At 63.7% G+C, this 16,411-nt stretch carries 13 protein-coding genes; 10 read left to right on the top strand and 3 right to left on the bottom strand.

Going from position 1 to position 16,411, the window contains the following annotated elements:
* Positions 1–28: 28 nt before the first annotated feature.
* The 9 genes from KF708_20585 (at position 29) to KF708_20545 (ending at position 12,153) form a co-directional block, all read left to right on the top strand.
* Complete coding sequence (locus tag KF708_20585; GenBank protein MBX3415093.1) at positions 29–1,528, top strand: bifunctional heptose 7-phosphate kinase/heptose 1-phosphate adenyltransferase; 1,500 nt, start codon at positions 29–31, stop codon at positions 1,526–1,528.
* On the top strand, positions 1,525–2,778 hold the full coding sequence (locus KF708_20580) for a glycosyltransferase family 9 protein (protein MBX3415092.1): 1,254 nt from the start codon (positions 1,525–1,527) through the stop codon (positions 2,776–2,778). Before KF708_20585 ends, KF708_20580 begins: the two co-directional genes overlap by 4 nt.
* Positions 2,768–3,991 (top strand): DegT/DnrJ/EryC1/StrS family aminotransferase, encoded by a 1,224-nt coding sequence (locus tag KF708_20575; protein MBX3415091.1) that lies wholly within the window; start codon positions 2,768–2,770, stop codon positions 3,989–3,991. Before KF708_20580 ends, KF708_20575 begins: the two co-directional genes overlap by 11 nt.
* The gene (locus tag KF708_20570; protein ID MBX3415090.1) at positions 3,988–4,989 is read left to right on the top strand and encodes an NAD-dependent epimerase/dehydratase family protein; all 1,002 of its coding nucleotides are present in this window, start codon (positions 3,988–3,990) and stop codon (positions 4,987–4,989) included. The genes KF708_20575 and KF708_20570 overlap by 4 nt, the downstream gene beginning before the upstream one ends.
* Positions 4,990–5,025: 36 nt before the next feature.
* Positions 5,026–6,132 (top strand): glycosyltransferase family 2 protein, encoded by a 1,107-nt coding sequence (locus tag KF708_20565; GenBank protein ID MBX3415089.1) that lies wholly within the window; start codon positions 5,026–5,028, stop codon positions 6,130–6,132.
* A gap of 57 nt (positions 6,133–6,189) precedes the next feature.
* Positions 6,190–7,764 carry a hypothetical protein gene (locus KF708_20560; GenBank protein ID MBX3415088.1) on the top strand — a complete coding sequence of 525 codons (1,575 nt, stop codon included), beginning with the start codon at positions 6,190–6,192 and terminating at the stop codon, positions 7,762–7,764.
* Positions 7,765–7,861: 97 nt separating this feature from the next.
* A complete protein-coding gene (locus KF708_20555) occupies positions 7,862–8,632 on the top strand; it encodes a thioesterase (GenBank protein MBX3415087.1) in 771 nt (256 codons plus the stop codon).
* A gap of 297 nt (positions 8,633–8,929) precedes the next feature.
* A complete protein-coding gene (locus tag KF708_20550) occupies positions 8,930–10,381 on the top strand; it encodes an SGNH/GDSL hydrolase family protein (protein ID MBX3415086.1) in 1,452 nt (483 codons plus the stop codon).
* Positions 10,382–11,001: 620 nt separating this feature from the next.
* The gene (locus tag KF708_20545; protein ID MBX3415085.1) at positions 11,002–12,153 is read left to right on the top strand and encodes an SGNH/GDSL hydrolase family protein; all 1,152 of its coding nucleotides are present in this window, start codon (positions 11,002–11,004) and stop codon (positions 12,151–12,153) included.
* Positions 12,154–12,323: 170 nt separating this feature from the next.
* On the opposite strand, the gene KF708_20540 is transcribed toward KF708_20545, so the two are convergent.
* Both KF708_20540 and KF708_20535 read right to left on the bottom strand, forming a co-directional pair.
* Positions 12,324–13,316, bottom strand: coding sequence for an RluA family pseudouridine synthase (locus tag KF708_20540; protein ID MBX3415084.1), 993 nt, complete (start codon positions 13,314–13,316; stop codon positions 12,324–12,326).
* A 20-nt stretch (positions 13,317–13,336) separates the two neighbouring features.
* Entirely contained in the window at positions 13,337–14,179 is an 843-nt protein-coding gene (locus KF708_20535) for a tetratricopeptide repeat protein (protein ID MBX3415083.1), read from the bottom strand.
* Positions 14,180–14,768: 589 nt separating this feature from the next.
* On the opposite strand from KF708_20535, the gene KF708_20530 reads away from it, so the two are divergent.
* Positions 14,769–14,966, top strand: coding sequence for a cold shock domain-containing protein (locus KF708_20530; protein ID MBX3415082.1), 198 nt, complete (start codon positions 14,769–14,771; stop codon positions 14,964–14,966).
* Positions 14,967–15,321: 355 nt separating this feature from the next.
* Here the strand turns inward: KF708_20530 and KF708_20525 are convergent, their stop codons facing one another.
* Positions 15,322–16,356 (bottom strand): NADP-dependent oxidoreductase, encoded by a 1,035-nt coding sequence (locus KF708_20525; protein ID MBX3415081.1) that lies wholly within the window; start codon positions 16,354–16,356, stop codon positions 15,322–15,324.
* Between the last annotated feature and the right edge of the window lie 55 nt (positions 16,357–16,411).

Here is a 16,411-nt window from a genome sequence, read left to right as displayed (position 1 = left end):
GCCCCGGCGCCGAGACGCGCGAGTTGCCATGTCCGACCGTCTCATTTCCATGCTTGAAGGGGCGCAGCGCCCGCGCATTCTGGTCGTCGGCGACCTGATTCTCGATCGTTACTTGTGGGGGGACGTCGATCGCATCAGTCCCGAGGCGCCGATTCCGTTGCTGCGCGTCGATGCCGAAGAGCATCGTCTGGGCGGAGCCGGTAGCGTGGTCGCCATGCTGGCGGCCCTCGAGGCAGAGGTCGCGCTGGCGAGCCTGTTGAGCGACGACGGTCAGTCGCCGCGCGTGCGAGCCCTGCTCGAGGGACTCGGTGTCGCGAACGATCATCTGCCGGTGGCGCCAGGTCGCCGCACCACGGTCAAGGAGCGCTTCCTTGGTCGCGCGCAGAGCCGCCACGCGCAGCAGATGATCCGCGTCGATTATGAAGAGGCCGGGCCAATCAATGCGGAACTCGAAAACGCCATCGTGACGCTCGTCGAACGCGAGCTCGCGCGCGCCGATCTGGTCCTCGTGAGCGACTACAAGAAGGGCGTCTGCAGCGAAGAGGTCTTGCGCCGCACGATCGCCGCGGCACACGCGGCGGGGGTGCGCGTGGTCGCCGATCCCCTCCGCGGCGGAGATTATCGCCGCTACGCGGGCTGCGCTTGCATTACGCCCAATCGACTGGAGGCAGGCTTGGCGCTGGGTACCACGATCGAAACGCCGGCCGAAGGTCTGGCGGCGGCCGAACGCCTGCTCGAATTCGGTCTCGATTCCGTCGTGGTGACGCTCGACCGCGACGGCATGGCCTGGGCCGATCGCTCGGGGGCTCGGGGATTGTTTCCCGTGCGTCCGCGCCAGGTCTACGACATCACTGGCGCCGGCGACATGGTGCTCTCGCTGATCGGTTTCAGCCTGGCCTCGGGCGCCGAGTTTCCCGAGGCGATCGAGCTGGCGAATATCGGCGGGGGACTCGAGGTCGAGCGTCTGGGAGTCGTGCCGCTCGAGCGGCGCGAATTGATCGACGAATTGCGAGCGCCGCTCGAGGGGCGACGCGCGAAGGTGATCGCGCTCGACCGGTTGCAAGCCGAATTGGCGCGACGCCGCGCGGCCGGACAACAAATCGCGATGACCAATGGCTGTTTCGATCTGCTGCATCCGGGGCACATTGCCTCGCTGCGAGCCGCGCGACAAGAGGGAGACTGCCTCGTCGTCGGATTAAACAGCGACGCGAGCGTGAAGCTGCTCAAGGGACCGCAGCGACCGATCGTGAACGAAGCAGGTCGGGCCGAAATGCTGGCCGCGCTCGAATTCGTCGACTATGTGGTGCTCTTCGACGAGCGGGACGTGACGCGGCTAGTGCGCGACGTGAAACCCGACGTGCTCGTTAAATCGGCCAGCTACACGAAGGAACAGGTCGTCGGACGCGAGATCGAAGCGTACGGCGGACGCGTGGTCCTGGTGCCGTTCGATCCGACCTACTCGACCACGCAGTTGATTGCGCAGATCCAAGAGTCGCGACCCACGGCAGCGGCGAGCGAGCGGCCATGAACGAGAACGCCAGCCGGGCGATGGATCTCTATGTCGGTGTGCCCCTCTGCTGGCTGCTGACTCTGTGGCGCCGCATTCGCACGCTCGTGGGGCTCGAACGTGCCGCCACGGGCGAACCGCGCAAGGTGCTGTTTATCAAGTTGTCGGAAATGGGCGCGATCATTCTGGCCATGCCCGCGCTGGAAGTGGCCCGCGAGCGATTTGGCAAGCAGAATTTGTACGCCCTGATGCTGGCAGGTAATCGCGAGATTCACGATCTGCTGGAGGCGATCCCGCGCGAAAATCAGATGACGATCCGCGACGGCAGCCTGTGGCACTTTGTCGTCGACGTGGCCCGGGCCATGCGACGCTGCCGCCGCGAGGGGATCGACACGGTGATCGATTGGGAGGGTCTCGCGCGGATCAGCGCCATCTTGAGCTTTTTGACCGGCGCGTCGCGGCGCGTGGGCTTGCATCGCTACACGAACGAAGGGTTATACCGGGGCGATTTGTATACCCATCGCGTGGCGGTGAATTACTACGCCCATGCGAGTGAGCAGTTTCTCATGCTTTTGGCGGCGCTCGATGCCTCGCCCGAGGAAACGCCCCTCTTGAAGCAACGCGTGAAGCTCGATGGCTATCGATTGCCTCGCTTCCGGCCCACGGCGGAAGATCGAGCCGCGGTCGACGCCCTGCTGCAACGCTCCGCACAGCGGACGCTCGAGGGGCCACTCGTCATCTTGAACTGCAACCTGATCGATTTGCTGCCGTTGCGCCGCTGGCCGGCGGCGAGCTTTCGCGAGTTGGGCCAACGCCTGCTGGCCGAGTATCCCGAGATCACGATCCTGCTGACGGGACTTTCCACCGAACGCGAGGGCTCGCGGCGACTGGCCGCGGAGATCTCGCCCGAGCGTGCGGTCTCGCTGGCCGGCGAGACGGCCACGTTGCGTCAACTGTTAACGTTGTTCGATCGAGCCGACCTGTTGGTGACGAGCGATTGTGGACCGGCGCACATGGCGGCTTTAACGGATATTCCGATTGTGTCGATCTTCGGTCCGGAGACACCACAGCTTTACGCGCCCCTGTCGCCGCACAATCATTCCTTGTGGGCAGGGCTGGCCTGTAGTCCGTGTATTAATGCGTTTAACCATCGTCGCTCGGCTTGTCGCGAGAATGTGTGCATGCCCCAGATCACGGTCGAGCGGGTGTTGGAGACGATTCGCCGTGCGTGTTCCACGCTGACAGGCAACGCGCGCAGCGATGTCGCCTAGCAGTCGCTTCGACGATCGACGAGTACAATGGCACGAGCCGGGCCAGGTGACGCTATGTCACCTACGCTCGCTGGCGTGCCACGAAAAGATGCATCCTGTCGAGTTCGGCATGATTCCCTTCCAAGACCTGAAACCGATCGCCCACGATCTGGCGGCCGAGCTGCGCGCCGCCGCCGAGCGCGTGTTGGCCAGTGGGTGGTACGTCTTGGGTCCGGAGGTCGAGGCCTTCGAAGCCGAACTCGCCCGCTGGCTGGGCGCGACCCACGCCGTCGGCGTCGCCAACGGCACCGACGCGCTCGAGCTCGCCTTGCGCGGCGCGGGGGTTGTCCCGGGAGACGAGGTCATCACGGTCGCGCATACCGCCGTTGCCACGGTGACGGCGATCGAGCGGGCCGGAGCGAAGCCCGTGCTGGTCGACGTCGAGCCGGAAACGCTCACGATGTGCCCCCGCGCCGCCGAGGCCGCGGTCGGCCCGCACACGCGGGCGATCGTGCCGGTCCATCTCTATGGGCATCCGGCCGATCTGACGGCGCTCGAGGGCATCGCCCGGCGGCATGGCCTGCTCTTGATCGAAGACGGCGCGCAGGCGATCGGCGCCACCGACGCCGAACGAATGGTCGGCACATGGGGGAACGCCGCGGCGTTCAGCTTCTACCCGACAAAGAACCTGGGGGCGTGCGGCGATGCGGGAGCGGTCGTCACGAACGATGCCGCCCTGGCCGCACGCGTGCGTCGCCTGCGCATGTACGGGCAAAGCCGGCGCGATTGCTTCGTCGAGCCGGGCATCAACAGCCGCCTCGACGAACTGCAGGCCGCGCTGCTGCGCGTCAAGCTGCCGCATCTCGTCTCCCTGACCGAGCAGCGCCGAGCACTCGCGCGCGATTATCACGAGCGTCTGATCGGCGTCGTGCGGCCTCACGAACGTGCGGGCGCGAAGCACGTCTATCATCTTTATGTCGTGCGGCACGATGCGCGCGATCTGCTCGCCGAACGCCTGGCCGCCGCCGGAGTCGAGACACTGATACACTATCGAACGCCAGCGCACTTGCAGCCGGCGTTCGCCCACCTGGGCTACGCAGCGGGCAGCCTGCCGGAAACGGAACGCGCGGCGCACGAAGTCCTTTCGTTACCCCTGTATTGGGGACTCTCGTCCGCAGAAGTCGCCACGATCTGCGACGCCGTACGCGACTGCACGGTCGAGGTGCGGTCATGAGCAGGACGTTCACACCGACCGATTTTCGCGGCGCTCGAGCGCTCATCACCGGTGGCATGGGCTTTCTCGGCAGCAACCTGGCCCGTACGCTCGTCGAGCGTGGCGCCGAGGTCACGCTCGTCGATGCGATGATTCCCGGCTACGGCGGCAACCTGTTCAACATCGAGCCGATTCGCGATCGCGTCACGATTAACTACAGCGATATACGCGACAGGAACGTGATGAACTACCTCGTGCGGGGGCAGGACTTCGTCTTCCACCTGGCGGGGCAGGTCGATCACATCCTCAGCCTGAGCGACCCCTTTCCCGACATTGATATCAACGTCAAGGGGACGGCCGTCGTGATGGAGGCCTGCCGGCACCACAATCCCGGCGTGCGGGTGATCTACAGCGGCACGCGGGGGCAATATGGCAAGCCAGCCGCGCTGCCGGTGGCAGAGACGGCCGCGACCCAACCGCTGGGTATTTACGAGATCACGAACCTGGCCGCGGAGAAGATCGTCGAAGCCTATCACCTGGCCTTCGGCGTCCGGTCGGTCTTGTTGCGGATTACGAACACCTACGGCCCGCGTTCGCAGATGTTGCACTCGCGGTACAGTGTGGTGAACTGGTTCGTCCGTTTGGCGCTCGATGGCGAATCGATTCCGGTGTTTGGCGATGGCCGCATCTTGCGAGATTTTCTCTACGTCGACGACTGCGTCGAGGCGATGCTGGCCTGCGCCACGCACGACGCCGCCCTGGGGCAGATCTTCAACGTCGGGGTCGATCGTCCCACCAGCTTTATCGAGTTGGCCGAGCTTGTCGTGCAGGCGGCCGGCAGCGGACGTTGGCATTTCGCCCCCTTCTCGCCCGAGCGCAAGACGCAAGAGCCGGGAGACTTCTACTCCGACATCACGAAGATTCGCACCCTGCTTGGTTGGGAACCGCACACACCGCTCCAGGCGGGGCTCGAGGCGACGGCCGACTTCTATCGCGCGCATCGAGAACACTACTGGTAGCGGTCTCCACGCTATCCCAGCGTCGAACGGAACCATATGCACGACGGATATGCCGATCCCGTAGTTCGCCCCGTGGGGAGCCCCATCCCGGCGGGATCGTCGCGCGCCGCCGTGTCGGTCGTCGTGCCGGTGTACCACAACGCCAACAGCCTGCACGAGCTGTTGAACCGTTTACAGGCGGTGGCAGACAGAAATCCGGAACACTTCGAGTTCGTCTTCGTGGACGATGGTTCGCGCGATCGCTCGTTCGAGGTGCTGCAAGATCTACTCCGCCGCGACGATCGTGTGCGCGTCGTCAAGCTGACGCGCAACTTCGGCGCGAGCGCCGCCTGCACGGCGGGATTGAGCCTGGCCACCGGGGACGCGATGGTGGCTGTCTCGGCCGATCTGCAGGATCCGCCGGAAATCATCGATCAGATGCTGGCCCGCTGGCGCGCCGGCTACCGGCTGGTGCTGGCCTCGCGCACGGAACGGCACGATCCGTGGCTGACGAAGCTGACGTCGCGCCTGTATTGGAAGCTGTTCCGCCGGTACGCGATTCCCAACATGCCCGAGCAGGGGAGCGACTACTGCCTGCTCGATCGCCAGGTGATGGAGGCGCTGCGCGACACGCACGAGCCGAGCGGCGGCGTGGCCACGCTGGTGTGGACCGGCTTCCAGCCGGCGATCATCGAATACGAGCGCCAGGCCCGAGCCGCGCATCACGGCCGCTCGTCGTGGACGTTCGGCATGCGCATCAAATACATGATCGATTCGTTCGTGGCCTTCTCGCACGTGCCGATCCGCGCCGCGTCAATGCTCGGCATTTCGCTGGCCTTCGTCGGCGTCTGCTACGCGGTACTCGTCCTCTTCGCTTATGCGGTGGTGGGCGTGCCGGTGGCCGAGCCGGGCTGGGCCTCGTTGATGGTGGTGCTGCTGGTCGTGTCGGGCGTGCAACTGATCATGACCGGCATCTTTGGCGAATATCTGGTGCGCACGCTCGAAGCGGCGCGGCGCCGGCCCACGTTCATCATCGATCGGGTACTGACACCAGAGAATGTGCCGCATCTCGATGCTGGTGGTGACGTCCCCCATCCCGACGAGCGCGCGGGGGGAGCGTCTTCGTTCTCCACTCAGCCCTCGACCGAAGAATCAGAGCCCTGATCCCGGCGAGTCGCGCGGTTCGCGCCCCGATCCGATCGTTTCCCGTTCGTTTGAAGTATGAGTGACGCCGCTCGACCATCCTCCGGCACCGCGACAGCCGCGGCCGCGCTGCGCGCCGATCGCGAGCGCGCGGCCGATCCGATCGGCGCGTGGCTGCGTCCGCAGGAAAAAAGACTGATCGTAGCGATGGCCTTGCTGGCGGCGCTCCGCGTGTGGCTCTATGCGGCGGCCTTTCCCTTCTGGAACAACGTCGACGAACCGCAACACTTCGACGCCGTGCTGAAATACTCCGAGGGGCGTTGGCCCAATGCCAAGGACAGCCTGTTCGATTCCGATTCCGCGGCGATGTACGTCCTGTACAACTCGCCCGAGTTCTTCGCTCGCCGCCAGCCGGGGCAGACGCCTGTACCCGAATCACAGATCCCGCGGCAAATCGCCCTCCCCCAGGTTCACCACCGCATCTCGCAGATGACCGAGTTGGTGAATACCGAGTCTCACTCGTGGCCCAGCTATTACTTGCTGGCCGGGGGCTGGTTCCGCCTCGGAGGATACCTGGGCATGCGTGGCGCATCCCTGCTCTATTGGCTGAGATTTCTCGCCCCACCCCTCTACGGACTCGCGATTCTTGCTAGCTGGTGGTACGTGCGGCGAGCGTATGCGAGCAACATGTTCCTGCGCATCGGGACGCCCCTCTTGCTCGCCGTGTTCCCCCAGGATGTCTTCTATGGCATCAATGCCGATGTCCTATCTCCCGTCGTCGGCGCGGCGGTGCTGGCGATTTGCCTGCGCGTCGCCCTGGCCGAACGATCGTGGGTGTGGTACCTGGCGGCGGGGTTGTCCGCCTCGGTCGGCGTGCTCATCAAGGCGACGAACTGCGTATTCTACGTGCCGCTGTTCCTGGTCACGCTCGTCCGCCTGCGGAACTTCCGCTCCACGGCGACCAACGGCCTCGACTTGTCGCGTTTGGCGCTGGCCTGGTTTGCCGCCGTGGCGCCAGTCGTCTGGTGGCTGGCGCGCAATCGTCGCTACGTGGGAGACTGGTTCGCCAGCCGCGAAAAACTCGAGGTCCTGGGCTGGCACGTGAAGCCCATACACGACTGGCTCGATCATCCGATTTTCACGCCCCGCGGCGCGGGCACGTTTCTCAGCGAGTTGGCGGTCACCTATTGGCGTGGCGAATTGATCTGGGGGGGCGATCGCCTGGCGTGGCCCCCGTTGGATCAGTTTTTTCTCTGGTCAACCGCTGTGCTGCTCGTGGTGGCCCTCGTCTTCAATTGGCGCGAACGCACCAGGCTCGAACTTGCCGAGCGGCTCGCCAACCTCATGAACGTCTGCTTCGTAGCAGCGGCCGTCCTGTTGTTGGCGGCGCTCTCGCTCCCGTTCCATTTCGGGCCGTCCCACTATCCCTCGGCCGAGCATCCCTACTTCACCTCGGGGCGATTGATCATCGGTACCTTGCCCTCGTTCGGGGTCCTGTATCTGCAGGGCATCCAATACTTCGTGCGCCGCTGGAGCTCGAGCGCGCCCTACTTTATCTTGACGCTGCTCGCCGCCGGGCTCGTGCTGGGAGAGATCTATCTGAGCGTAGACGTCTTCCGCAGCCCTTACAACTGGTTCCACCTGATCGATTAACAACCATTAACAAAGTATAAACACGGATTAACGAAACAAATATCGCCGGGCGCCCGGCATGACCTCGCCAAAGCACCTGCACTACACAACAAAAAACATGAATCAGTCGCGAGCCCAATACCTGCGCCTGGCCGACAATCGCCTCGGTCTGCGCGCGCTCGGCGAGGCCGCCGCCGCTCGCCGCAAACTGGTCTGCTTTCCGCATGCCGGCGGCCAGTCGCTGGCCTTTCGCGAGTTGACCGACGCGCTGCCCGACGAGTGGAGCGTGTGGGGGGTCGATCTGCCGGCGCATGGTTGGGCCGCAGGGCCGCCCCTGACCGATATCCCCGCCATCGCCGAGTTCTGCCTGGCACACCTTCCCGGGGAGATCCTCGACGGGGCGATCCTCTTCGGCCATAGCCTGGGGGGATGTGTCGCCTTCGAGATGGCCTCGCGTCTGGTGGAAAGGGGGCTCGCGCCGCCGGCCCTGGTGCTCAGCGCCACGCGGCCCCCGCATCGGTTGAATGACTACGAGTCGCTGGCCCGAATGGAAGACGCCCACCTGCTCGAGACGTTGATCTTCATCGGCGGGCTGCCGAGCGATTGGGCCACCGAGCCGGAGATGTTCGACCACTTCAAGGGAGCGATTCGCTCGGATCTGATCGCCTTCGAGAATTTTCGCATCGAGCGTCCCCTCTCTGGCGTGCCCACGCTGATCCTGGCTGGCCTCGAGGATGTCGTCTGCCGGCCAGAACACAGCTTCGAGTGGTCGCGCTACTGCGCCGACTGCCAGGTCGAGCTGGTGCGAGAAGGACACGGGTTTTTGCAGTCTCAGCCCGGCTGGATTGCCGAGCGGCTGTTCGCCTTTCTCGGCCCCGCGCGCTCCTGACGCCCCCATCGTCCCGCACCGCACGTGCGATCACGACCACCCAGGTAGCCCGCCGCGCGTCCCCGACGGGGGCGTGCCGGTTCCTCTCTCCCCCTTCCGGCGCCGATCCATCCCGCGTCGTAAGTTGTTTTATGGCGTTTTCCCCCCTGCCAGCCATTCCACCCAAAAGAACGGGTTTTCAGACGTAATGTGATACGACAGTGGACTTTATAGAAGATTCATCAATAATCGAGAAACAGGGTGAATCTACTAGAGGAAAACCCGGGTAGGCTTGCTACAGAGTTGGCAACAGTTGAGATGGCATCCACGATGAGCGTGTGCGAGCTGGACGCTCCCGGCCCCACGGGCGCGTCCCTTCCCCCCCAGTCAGAAAAAGCGCCCGCCGGGGTGCTCCACAAGCTACGCAAGGTGGTCCGCGCGGCGGCCCTTTCGTGGCAGATCGTGGGCATTGCCCTGCTCTGGTTCGCGGCCCTGAACCTCTTCGCCTGGCTCCTCTTAGGGGCGCGAGACAAGAACCCGGCCTTCGTCTCGACGGCCATGGCATCGCTCGACACCGAAGACGTCGAGCTCGCCAAACGTTTTGCCGAGGAATCGGCCCGACTCAACGGTGGCCGCGTGCGCGGCGAGATGATGCGCTGGGAGCCGTACGCCTACTGGCGGATGCGCGAGTCGCGCGGCAGCTTCATCAACGTCGGCGAGGACGGCCTCCGCCGCACGCTGCCTGCCGGGCAGGCCGACGCCAGTGTCCCGCGCGTGTTTCTCTTTGGCGGTTCGGTGATGTGGGGGACGGGCTCGCGCGACGAGCACACCATTCCCTCGTATCTGGCCCAGTTCTTGAGCGAGTCGGGGCTCGAGGCCGAGGTGCTGAACCTGGGGCAGATCGGCTATGTCTCGACCCAGGAACTGGCCGCGTTCGAGCAATGCTGCCGCCAGCAGAACGTGCCGACCGTGGCGTTGTTTTTCCATGGGGTGAACGACGTGTTCTCTTCGATCGTCAACGGCGAGCCCGGCCTGACGATGCACGAGATGAACCGCGAGCGCGAATTCAACCTGTTGAATCGCAACACGCCGCGCCCGGCCGCCGAGGCCTTGCTGCGTAACCTGCCGATCTACCGCGTGCTGGTGCCCAGCAGCGAACCGGCCCAAACCGTCGGCCAGCGAGCCCAGCAAAGCATGCAACGGCTGGTCTCGCGCCGGGCGAGCGATCCAGACCTCATCTCGAAGCTCGACAGCTCACTGGTCCTGCGACCCCTCGACCCTGGCGAATCGAGCAACGACCGTCTGCTGGCCCTGGTGATCGAAGAGTTGATGGTCGGCACGGCCGAGTGGATGAAGACCAACTCCGCCATCGCCACCTCGCTGGGGGCGCAATTCGGCACGCAAGTGGTCGACGTGTGGCAGCCGACCGTCTTCTCGAAAGCGGCCCCCTCCCCCTTCGAGCAGCAGATCATCCAGCAAGAGGTGGTCTTATGCACCGCGTTCCGCGCGGCCGATCGCTACATCGACGGCCTCTCCGCCAGTAGCAGCCAACGCCCCTCCCCCAGCCTGGCCACCAACCTGCCGCGCATCGTCACGCTGGCCGGTGTGTTCGACGGCAGCGAATGGTCGGGCAAGACCGCCTACACCGACTTCTGCCACCTCAACGAACCGGCCAACCGGGCTATCGCCCGGGCGCTGCTCCCGCTCGTGCTCGAGGCGCTCGAGCGTTCGCCCCAGGACATGGTCGCGTCGGACGCCGATCACATGTAGCGCGGCCGGACAGATGCTCTGCCGTTTCGTCCCCTCGGGCGCGGGAACCGTCGCTCCACTCTCCCCTTCACGATGCTCGCGAGTGGATTGTCTCGAGCAGTCGATGATGTTCGCAATTCGATCGGCGAACGAATTGCCCGACTCCCATTCGTCCATGATCTCATTGAAAGAACGTGACCGCTCATCGTGTAATCACTCCAAATATGTCACATGTTACATGGCATATTACACAAGCTCACCATCGACTCGGCGGCGCCGGACACGGACAAGAACCCGGCGTGGGGGCGTGCATGCACATTACCTGCGTTGCCTAGAGTGCCATTTGCTCGTCGTATACGATCTCGGAGCGTGGCGAGCCTGGCGATCGGTCACCACTCAACTTGGAATTGAACCCATCGACAGAACACCGGGGGCCTTTACCTGCCGCCAATCACGGGCGTGTTCGGCGGCCGTGCTTTGCCAACCCCTATTCTTGGGTTTGACAAAACACCAGTCGCCGGCGCACTCGCTTCTTGCTCCGCGCCCTCTAAAACTTGACGCGGTTGAACGGCGGGCTGAAGATGGATTCAGTGGTGGTCGCGCGGCAAACGTGCGGCATTCGCAATTTCGCGGGAGCAGACATGATTCAACTTGGAGCGAACGATCTATCAGTGCCTCCTCCGACGTTGCGCAGCAATTCCAGGAAACGCATTGCCTTTCGGCTGTGCGCTATCGTCACGGGCGTTTTCGTGGGCGTGGTGCTCACCGAAGTATTCCTACGGCTCACTGTCTTACGATCTATTGTCATTGAACGAGTCCTCATTAACACTCATCCGGACAGCTACCCGGCGCTATGGACCCTTTGCCTGTCCGAGAACCTGGAAGAAGCATGCACACCCACGCCGGCCATTACGGGGCCATCGGATGAGTGGAAATTAATTCGTCTAGCAGCGCCGCTAACGGACTCCGACCAGACGTGTAGCTTGGACAAGCTTTCGGAAACCCCCTGGTCGCTAGCCTACCCTCGCTTTCGTGGGGGAGTGTTACATCAAGAGTACGACCACAGGGCTCCAAACGGAAAGCACCGCATCCTCGGTGTCGGCGACTCCTTTGGACTCAGTTGGGGGGTGCCGCGTGATCGCGGACTGTTCGGACAACTGGAAACTATCTTGGGGAAAAACTGCGAGGTGCTAAACGTCTCGCGGCCAGGACTTCATACGGACGAGGAACTGGCATGCGTCAAAGCGGCCCTGGAGGTTTATCAGTGTCCGCTCACGATCGTGCAGTGGTTGCCTAACGACATTCACATGGCTGGTCCCGAACCGGAGCAGGTTACCGGTCGAAGAATGTTTCCTGATCCGCCGCGTAATTGGATGGATCACAGTCGAATTGCTATGATATACCATGCCGTTTGCTTTCAGGCTGAATCCTGGAATTGGCAACTCAAGAGTTACGATCCAGCCTACAATCCTGAGGGATTGCGACAATTCGAGGAGTCCGTTAAGGGCTTCGCCACACTCCCTAACACGCGCGTCGTCTTCGTGCTCTATCCGCGGCTTGAAGGGCGGGTAGGCAGCTATCCTTACGCGAAGGTCCACGAGCAAATTGCCGAAATGCTGCACCGGCATGGCATTCCGGTGCTTGATTTGCGAGCGGCCTTCGAAGGACATCAGCCCTGGTCGTTGCGTCTGCACGCCAACGATTCTCACCCGAACTCCGCCGCGCATGGCATCGCCGCCCGAGCGATCGCGGCCTGGCTGCGGCGCGAGTTCCCCGAGTTGGTGCCGCCGTAAAAGGGGCGTGCGGGGAGCGCCGGCATGGCCATTATCCACTAGCAGCCTGGGGAAGAATGCCCGCATGGCACTCTTCTTCCCTCGCCAGGTTCGCAACATCACGACGGACGTCGCAAAGTTGTGAGCGCATCCTGCGATCCGCACAGGCCGAGGAAGACTTCCCCAGCCTGCTAGGCGGTGTGAGATTGCTTCAACAGCTCGATCACCTGTTGCAGATCGGGCGCCAGCGGCGCCTCGACCGTCATGCGCGTGCCCAGAATGGGGTGCGTGAATTCGATCCGCCGGGCGTGCAGGGCCTGGCGTTCGAGGACGACCGTCTCGGCCTCCTCCGCGCGACCGGTGATTTCGCCCCGCGTGATGCGGCTGCGACCGCCGTACTGCTTGTCGCACAAGACCGCGCAGCCGATGCTCGCCAGATGGACGCGGATCTGGTGCGTGCGGCCCGTCTTGGGCAGCACGCGCACGGTGGCGAAGCCGCGGAAACGTTCGACGACCTCGTAGAAGCTTTGCGCCGGCCGGGCCGTGCCGCTCGTGGGGCGGATGGCCATCTTCTCGCGCTGCGTGGGATGCACATCGATCGGCGCGTCGATGCGATCGCGGTCGCGGTCGGGCACGCCGGCCACGATAGCCGCGTATTCTTTCTCGACGGTGCGGTCCTCGAACTGCCGCGCGAGATGGATATGCGCGGGATCGTTCTTGGCAACCAGGATCACGCCGCTCGTGTCGCGGTCAAGCCGATGCACGATGCCAGGTCGAGTCGCGCCCCCCACCTGGCTCAACGAGTTGAAGTGGTAGGCGAGCGCCGCGGTGAGCGTGCCCGACCAGTGCCCCTTGGCCGGATGCACGACCATGCCGGGGGGCTTGTTGATCGCCGCCAGGTGCTCGTCCTCATAGAGGATGTCGAGCGGGATGTTCTCGGGACGCGGGCCTTGGCGAGGAAGCTCGGGCAGCGACAACGAGACGACCTGGCCGGCCTTGAGCGCGTGCGAGGCCTTTTCGCGCTTGCCGTCCACGCGCACGGCGGCGGCATTGATCACGCGGCGGAGAAAAACACGGCTGTAGGCCGGAAACTGACGGGCCAGATACCAGTCGAGACGGCAGCCGGCGAATTCCTCGGTCACGATCAGCTCGACCGGTTCGCCACTAAGTTCGTCGTGCGACATCCGCGTATCATGAGATCGCGTTACGGCTGCGAGACAGGTGTTTCCTCGGCGGGAGCCGATTCCTGGCTCGCCTCTTCCGAAGTTTCGTCGGCGGGGGGTTCGCCTGCGCCTTCCGCGGGAACCGCGTCCCCTGCGGGCGTGGTGGGATCGAAATCCAGGTTCAGGCTCTCGAGCGACATTTCGCTCGAGCCCTGTCCGCCGAGGCCTTGAATGCCATCGAAGATCGGGTTGAGATCTTCCTGCGGGGGCTTCGGATCTTGCAACGCGAACCAATCGTAGAACGCCTTCGTGGCGGGGCGATCGAGATCGGCCAAACGTTGAGTCGCCTCATCCGAGTAGGCGGAGTTCGGGTAGTCTTTGAGCAGGCGGTTGTACGCGTCGCGGGCGATGTCCAACTGATTCAGCGATTCGCTGGCTCGGGCCAGACCCAGCAGGGCGCGCTGGCGGGGAATGTCGCCGGCGGCCGGTTCGTCGGCGACGAGCCGGTAGTTTTCCATCGCCGAACGCAACTCCTGGTTGGCTTCGTTGCGATCCTGAAACAAGGCCTCGGTGCCGCGCTCGGCTTGAATGTCGGCCAGATCGAGGCGCGCCCAGCTACCGACGGCCGTGCCGCGGTACGCATCGGCCACGGCCTGCATCTGGTCGGGCGTGGGGCGCGTCATGGCCGCGAAGTATTTTTCCCAACCCTCGGCCTGACGCTTCTCGGTCTGCCGCGAGAGGTAATAGATCGAGCCGAAGATGACCACCGCCGCCACGACGACGCCGGCGATGAGCTTGGTGTAGGGCTTTGCCGTCTCGACTGAATTCCCCATCCAGTCGGCAAGTTGATTGGTCTGCAATTCGTGACGGCGTTCGGTCTTCATGCGTTCCCTGCTTGGATCGGGCAGAAGAAAAGGGCGATCGGCAGCCTCCTGCCGACGATCGAAACGGACCAGCGGCCCGCCAAAGTAAAAGCGACGGGCGACGCCACACGACGTCGGATGCAGCCGCCGACGAGCAGCACTGGCTCGCGCCGCGGACTGCCGAATCCGGCATGTGGTGTAACGTTCGGGAGTATAGGGCACAAGCTCGAAACCGGTCAAGCGGTAGGACTTGCGGGAAATCTCGCGGGTTTAGGGGCTGGGTGGGGGGGAGTTTACCGGCGAACGACGGGAACGGTGGTGCTGGTCGCGACGAGACCACGCGTCGACCAGTAATTCGCCTAGCTATCGATGACGGATTTGCTATACTTACTTTGTTGGGGTCGAAGAAAGTCAAGCCCCTGCCTGCTTGAGACTCTCCTCTCAGATCGCGCTACAGCGAGCTGCCGCGGACGGTTCTTTAGTCGCGGCTGACTTACTCACCTCTTTTTCTACCTGGACGATTCTGCCTGTGCCCGCATCAGGGGTTGGTGGGGCGGGGTATGGCGTCCACTCGACGTTCTTTCGATTTGTTTAGGGAGTTTTTGCGACGATGGCTGAAGGCACGATCAAGAAGCTGATTGCGGACAAGGGATTCGGGTTCATCAAGGGAGACAACGGTGAGTTGTTCTTCCACCATTCTTCGGTGCAAGGCGGCACCTTCGAGACGCTCCGCGAGGGCCAGAAGGTAACGTACACCGAAGGCCGCGGTCCGAAGGGTCCCCGCGCTGAGTCGGTCACCCCCATCTAGTCCGGCTGAAATCAGCAGCCAGAAACAACTAACCGGCTAACGCTTGCCCACGGGGCGAAGCGTTAGCGAGCCAGCCGCCGCGACGAGTCGCGAACTCGACGCACCGCGAGAACTTCGGCCAAAAACAAAACCCCGCAGCACAACGCGGTGCTGCGGGGTTTTTGTTTTTCTGACCGCGACAGGAAACGAGCAACGGGAACCGCACCACGGCAGCCGTGAGAGATGTCCTCTCGGCTTATTCCTTCGCGCCTTGGCGGTAAGCAATCATCGGCTTTTGCTTACCGCCAAGGCGCGAAGAGCGCGAAGGGATGGGAGGAGTATTGGCCCTTCGCGGTTTTTCCGCAGGGCCACGGGCCTAGCGTTTGGTCGGCGGGTCGGCCAGCTTCAGGAGCTGCTTGCCGAGATTCTTTCCCTCGAACAGGCGGAGCAATGTTTTCGGGATGTTCTCAAAACCTTCCTGAATGTCTTCTTCGATGCGGATCTCGTCGGCCATCACCCAGCCTGCCAATTCAGCAATGGCCTCGCCGAAACGCGGCAGATAGTCGAACACAATAAAACCTTCCATCCGCGCTCGCTGCACGAGCAGACTCAGGTAATTCGCCGGACCGGGCACGCGCCCCTCGGCGTTGTACTGCGAGATGCCCCCGCAGAGCGAAATCCGCGCATGCAGCGCCAGGTTGTTCAGCACCGCCTCGAGCGTCTCGCCACCCACGTTGTCGAAGTAGACGTTAATCCCCTTGGGGCATAGCTCCTTCAACCGCCCGGCAACGTCCTCGCTCTTGTAGTCGATCGCCGCATCGACCCGAGCACGTTCAACGAGCCAGCGGCACTTGTCGGATCCACCGGCGATGCCGATCACGCGGCAGCCCTTGATCCGCGCGATCTGTGCCACGACGGAGCCGACGGCTCCCGCCGCCCCGGAGACGACGACCGTTTCGCCAGCCTTGGGATCCGTGATGTCGAGCAGCCCGAAGTAGGCGGTGAGGCCCGTCATGCCGAGCACCCCCAGGGGCCAGGTAAGCGGCACGCCGGGGGGAATCTTGGTGACGGGCACCGGCCCGCCGCCGGTCGTGGCGGCGTAGTCCTGCCAGCCGAAGGCGCCGACGACGAAATCGCCCGCCTCGAAGCCCGGCTTCTTCGATTCGATGACCTGCGCCACGGCCGAGGCCCGCATGACCTCGCCGATGCCGACGGGGGGAATGTAGGAGGGGCGATCCCACAACCAGGCTCGCATCGCCGGGTCGAATGAAAGATAGAGATTCCGCACCAGGATCTGGCCGTTGCGCGGCGTGGGAATCGGCTCTTCGCGATATTCGAAGTTCGCCTCCGAGACCATGCCTTTCGGCCGAGTCTTGAGACGCCACTGGCGATTGATGTTTGCATTAGACATAGAATTCATTTCTGTAACGCAAGGTGATTGGATGATGTGGCGATGTGTCGTGATC

It is taken from the genome of Pirellulales bacterium (assembly GCA_019636335.1).
GTDB lineage: Bacteria > Planctomycetota > Planctomycetia > Pirellulales > JAEUIK01 > JAHBXR01.
The sequence above is the reverse complement of the archived record's forward strand: the minus strand, read 5'-3'. Positions and strand labels throughout refer to the sequence as shown.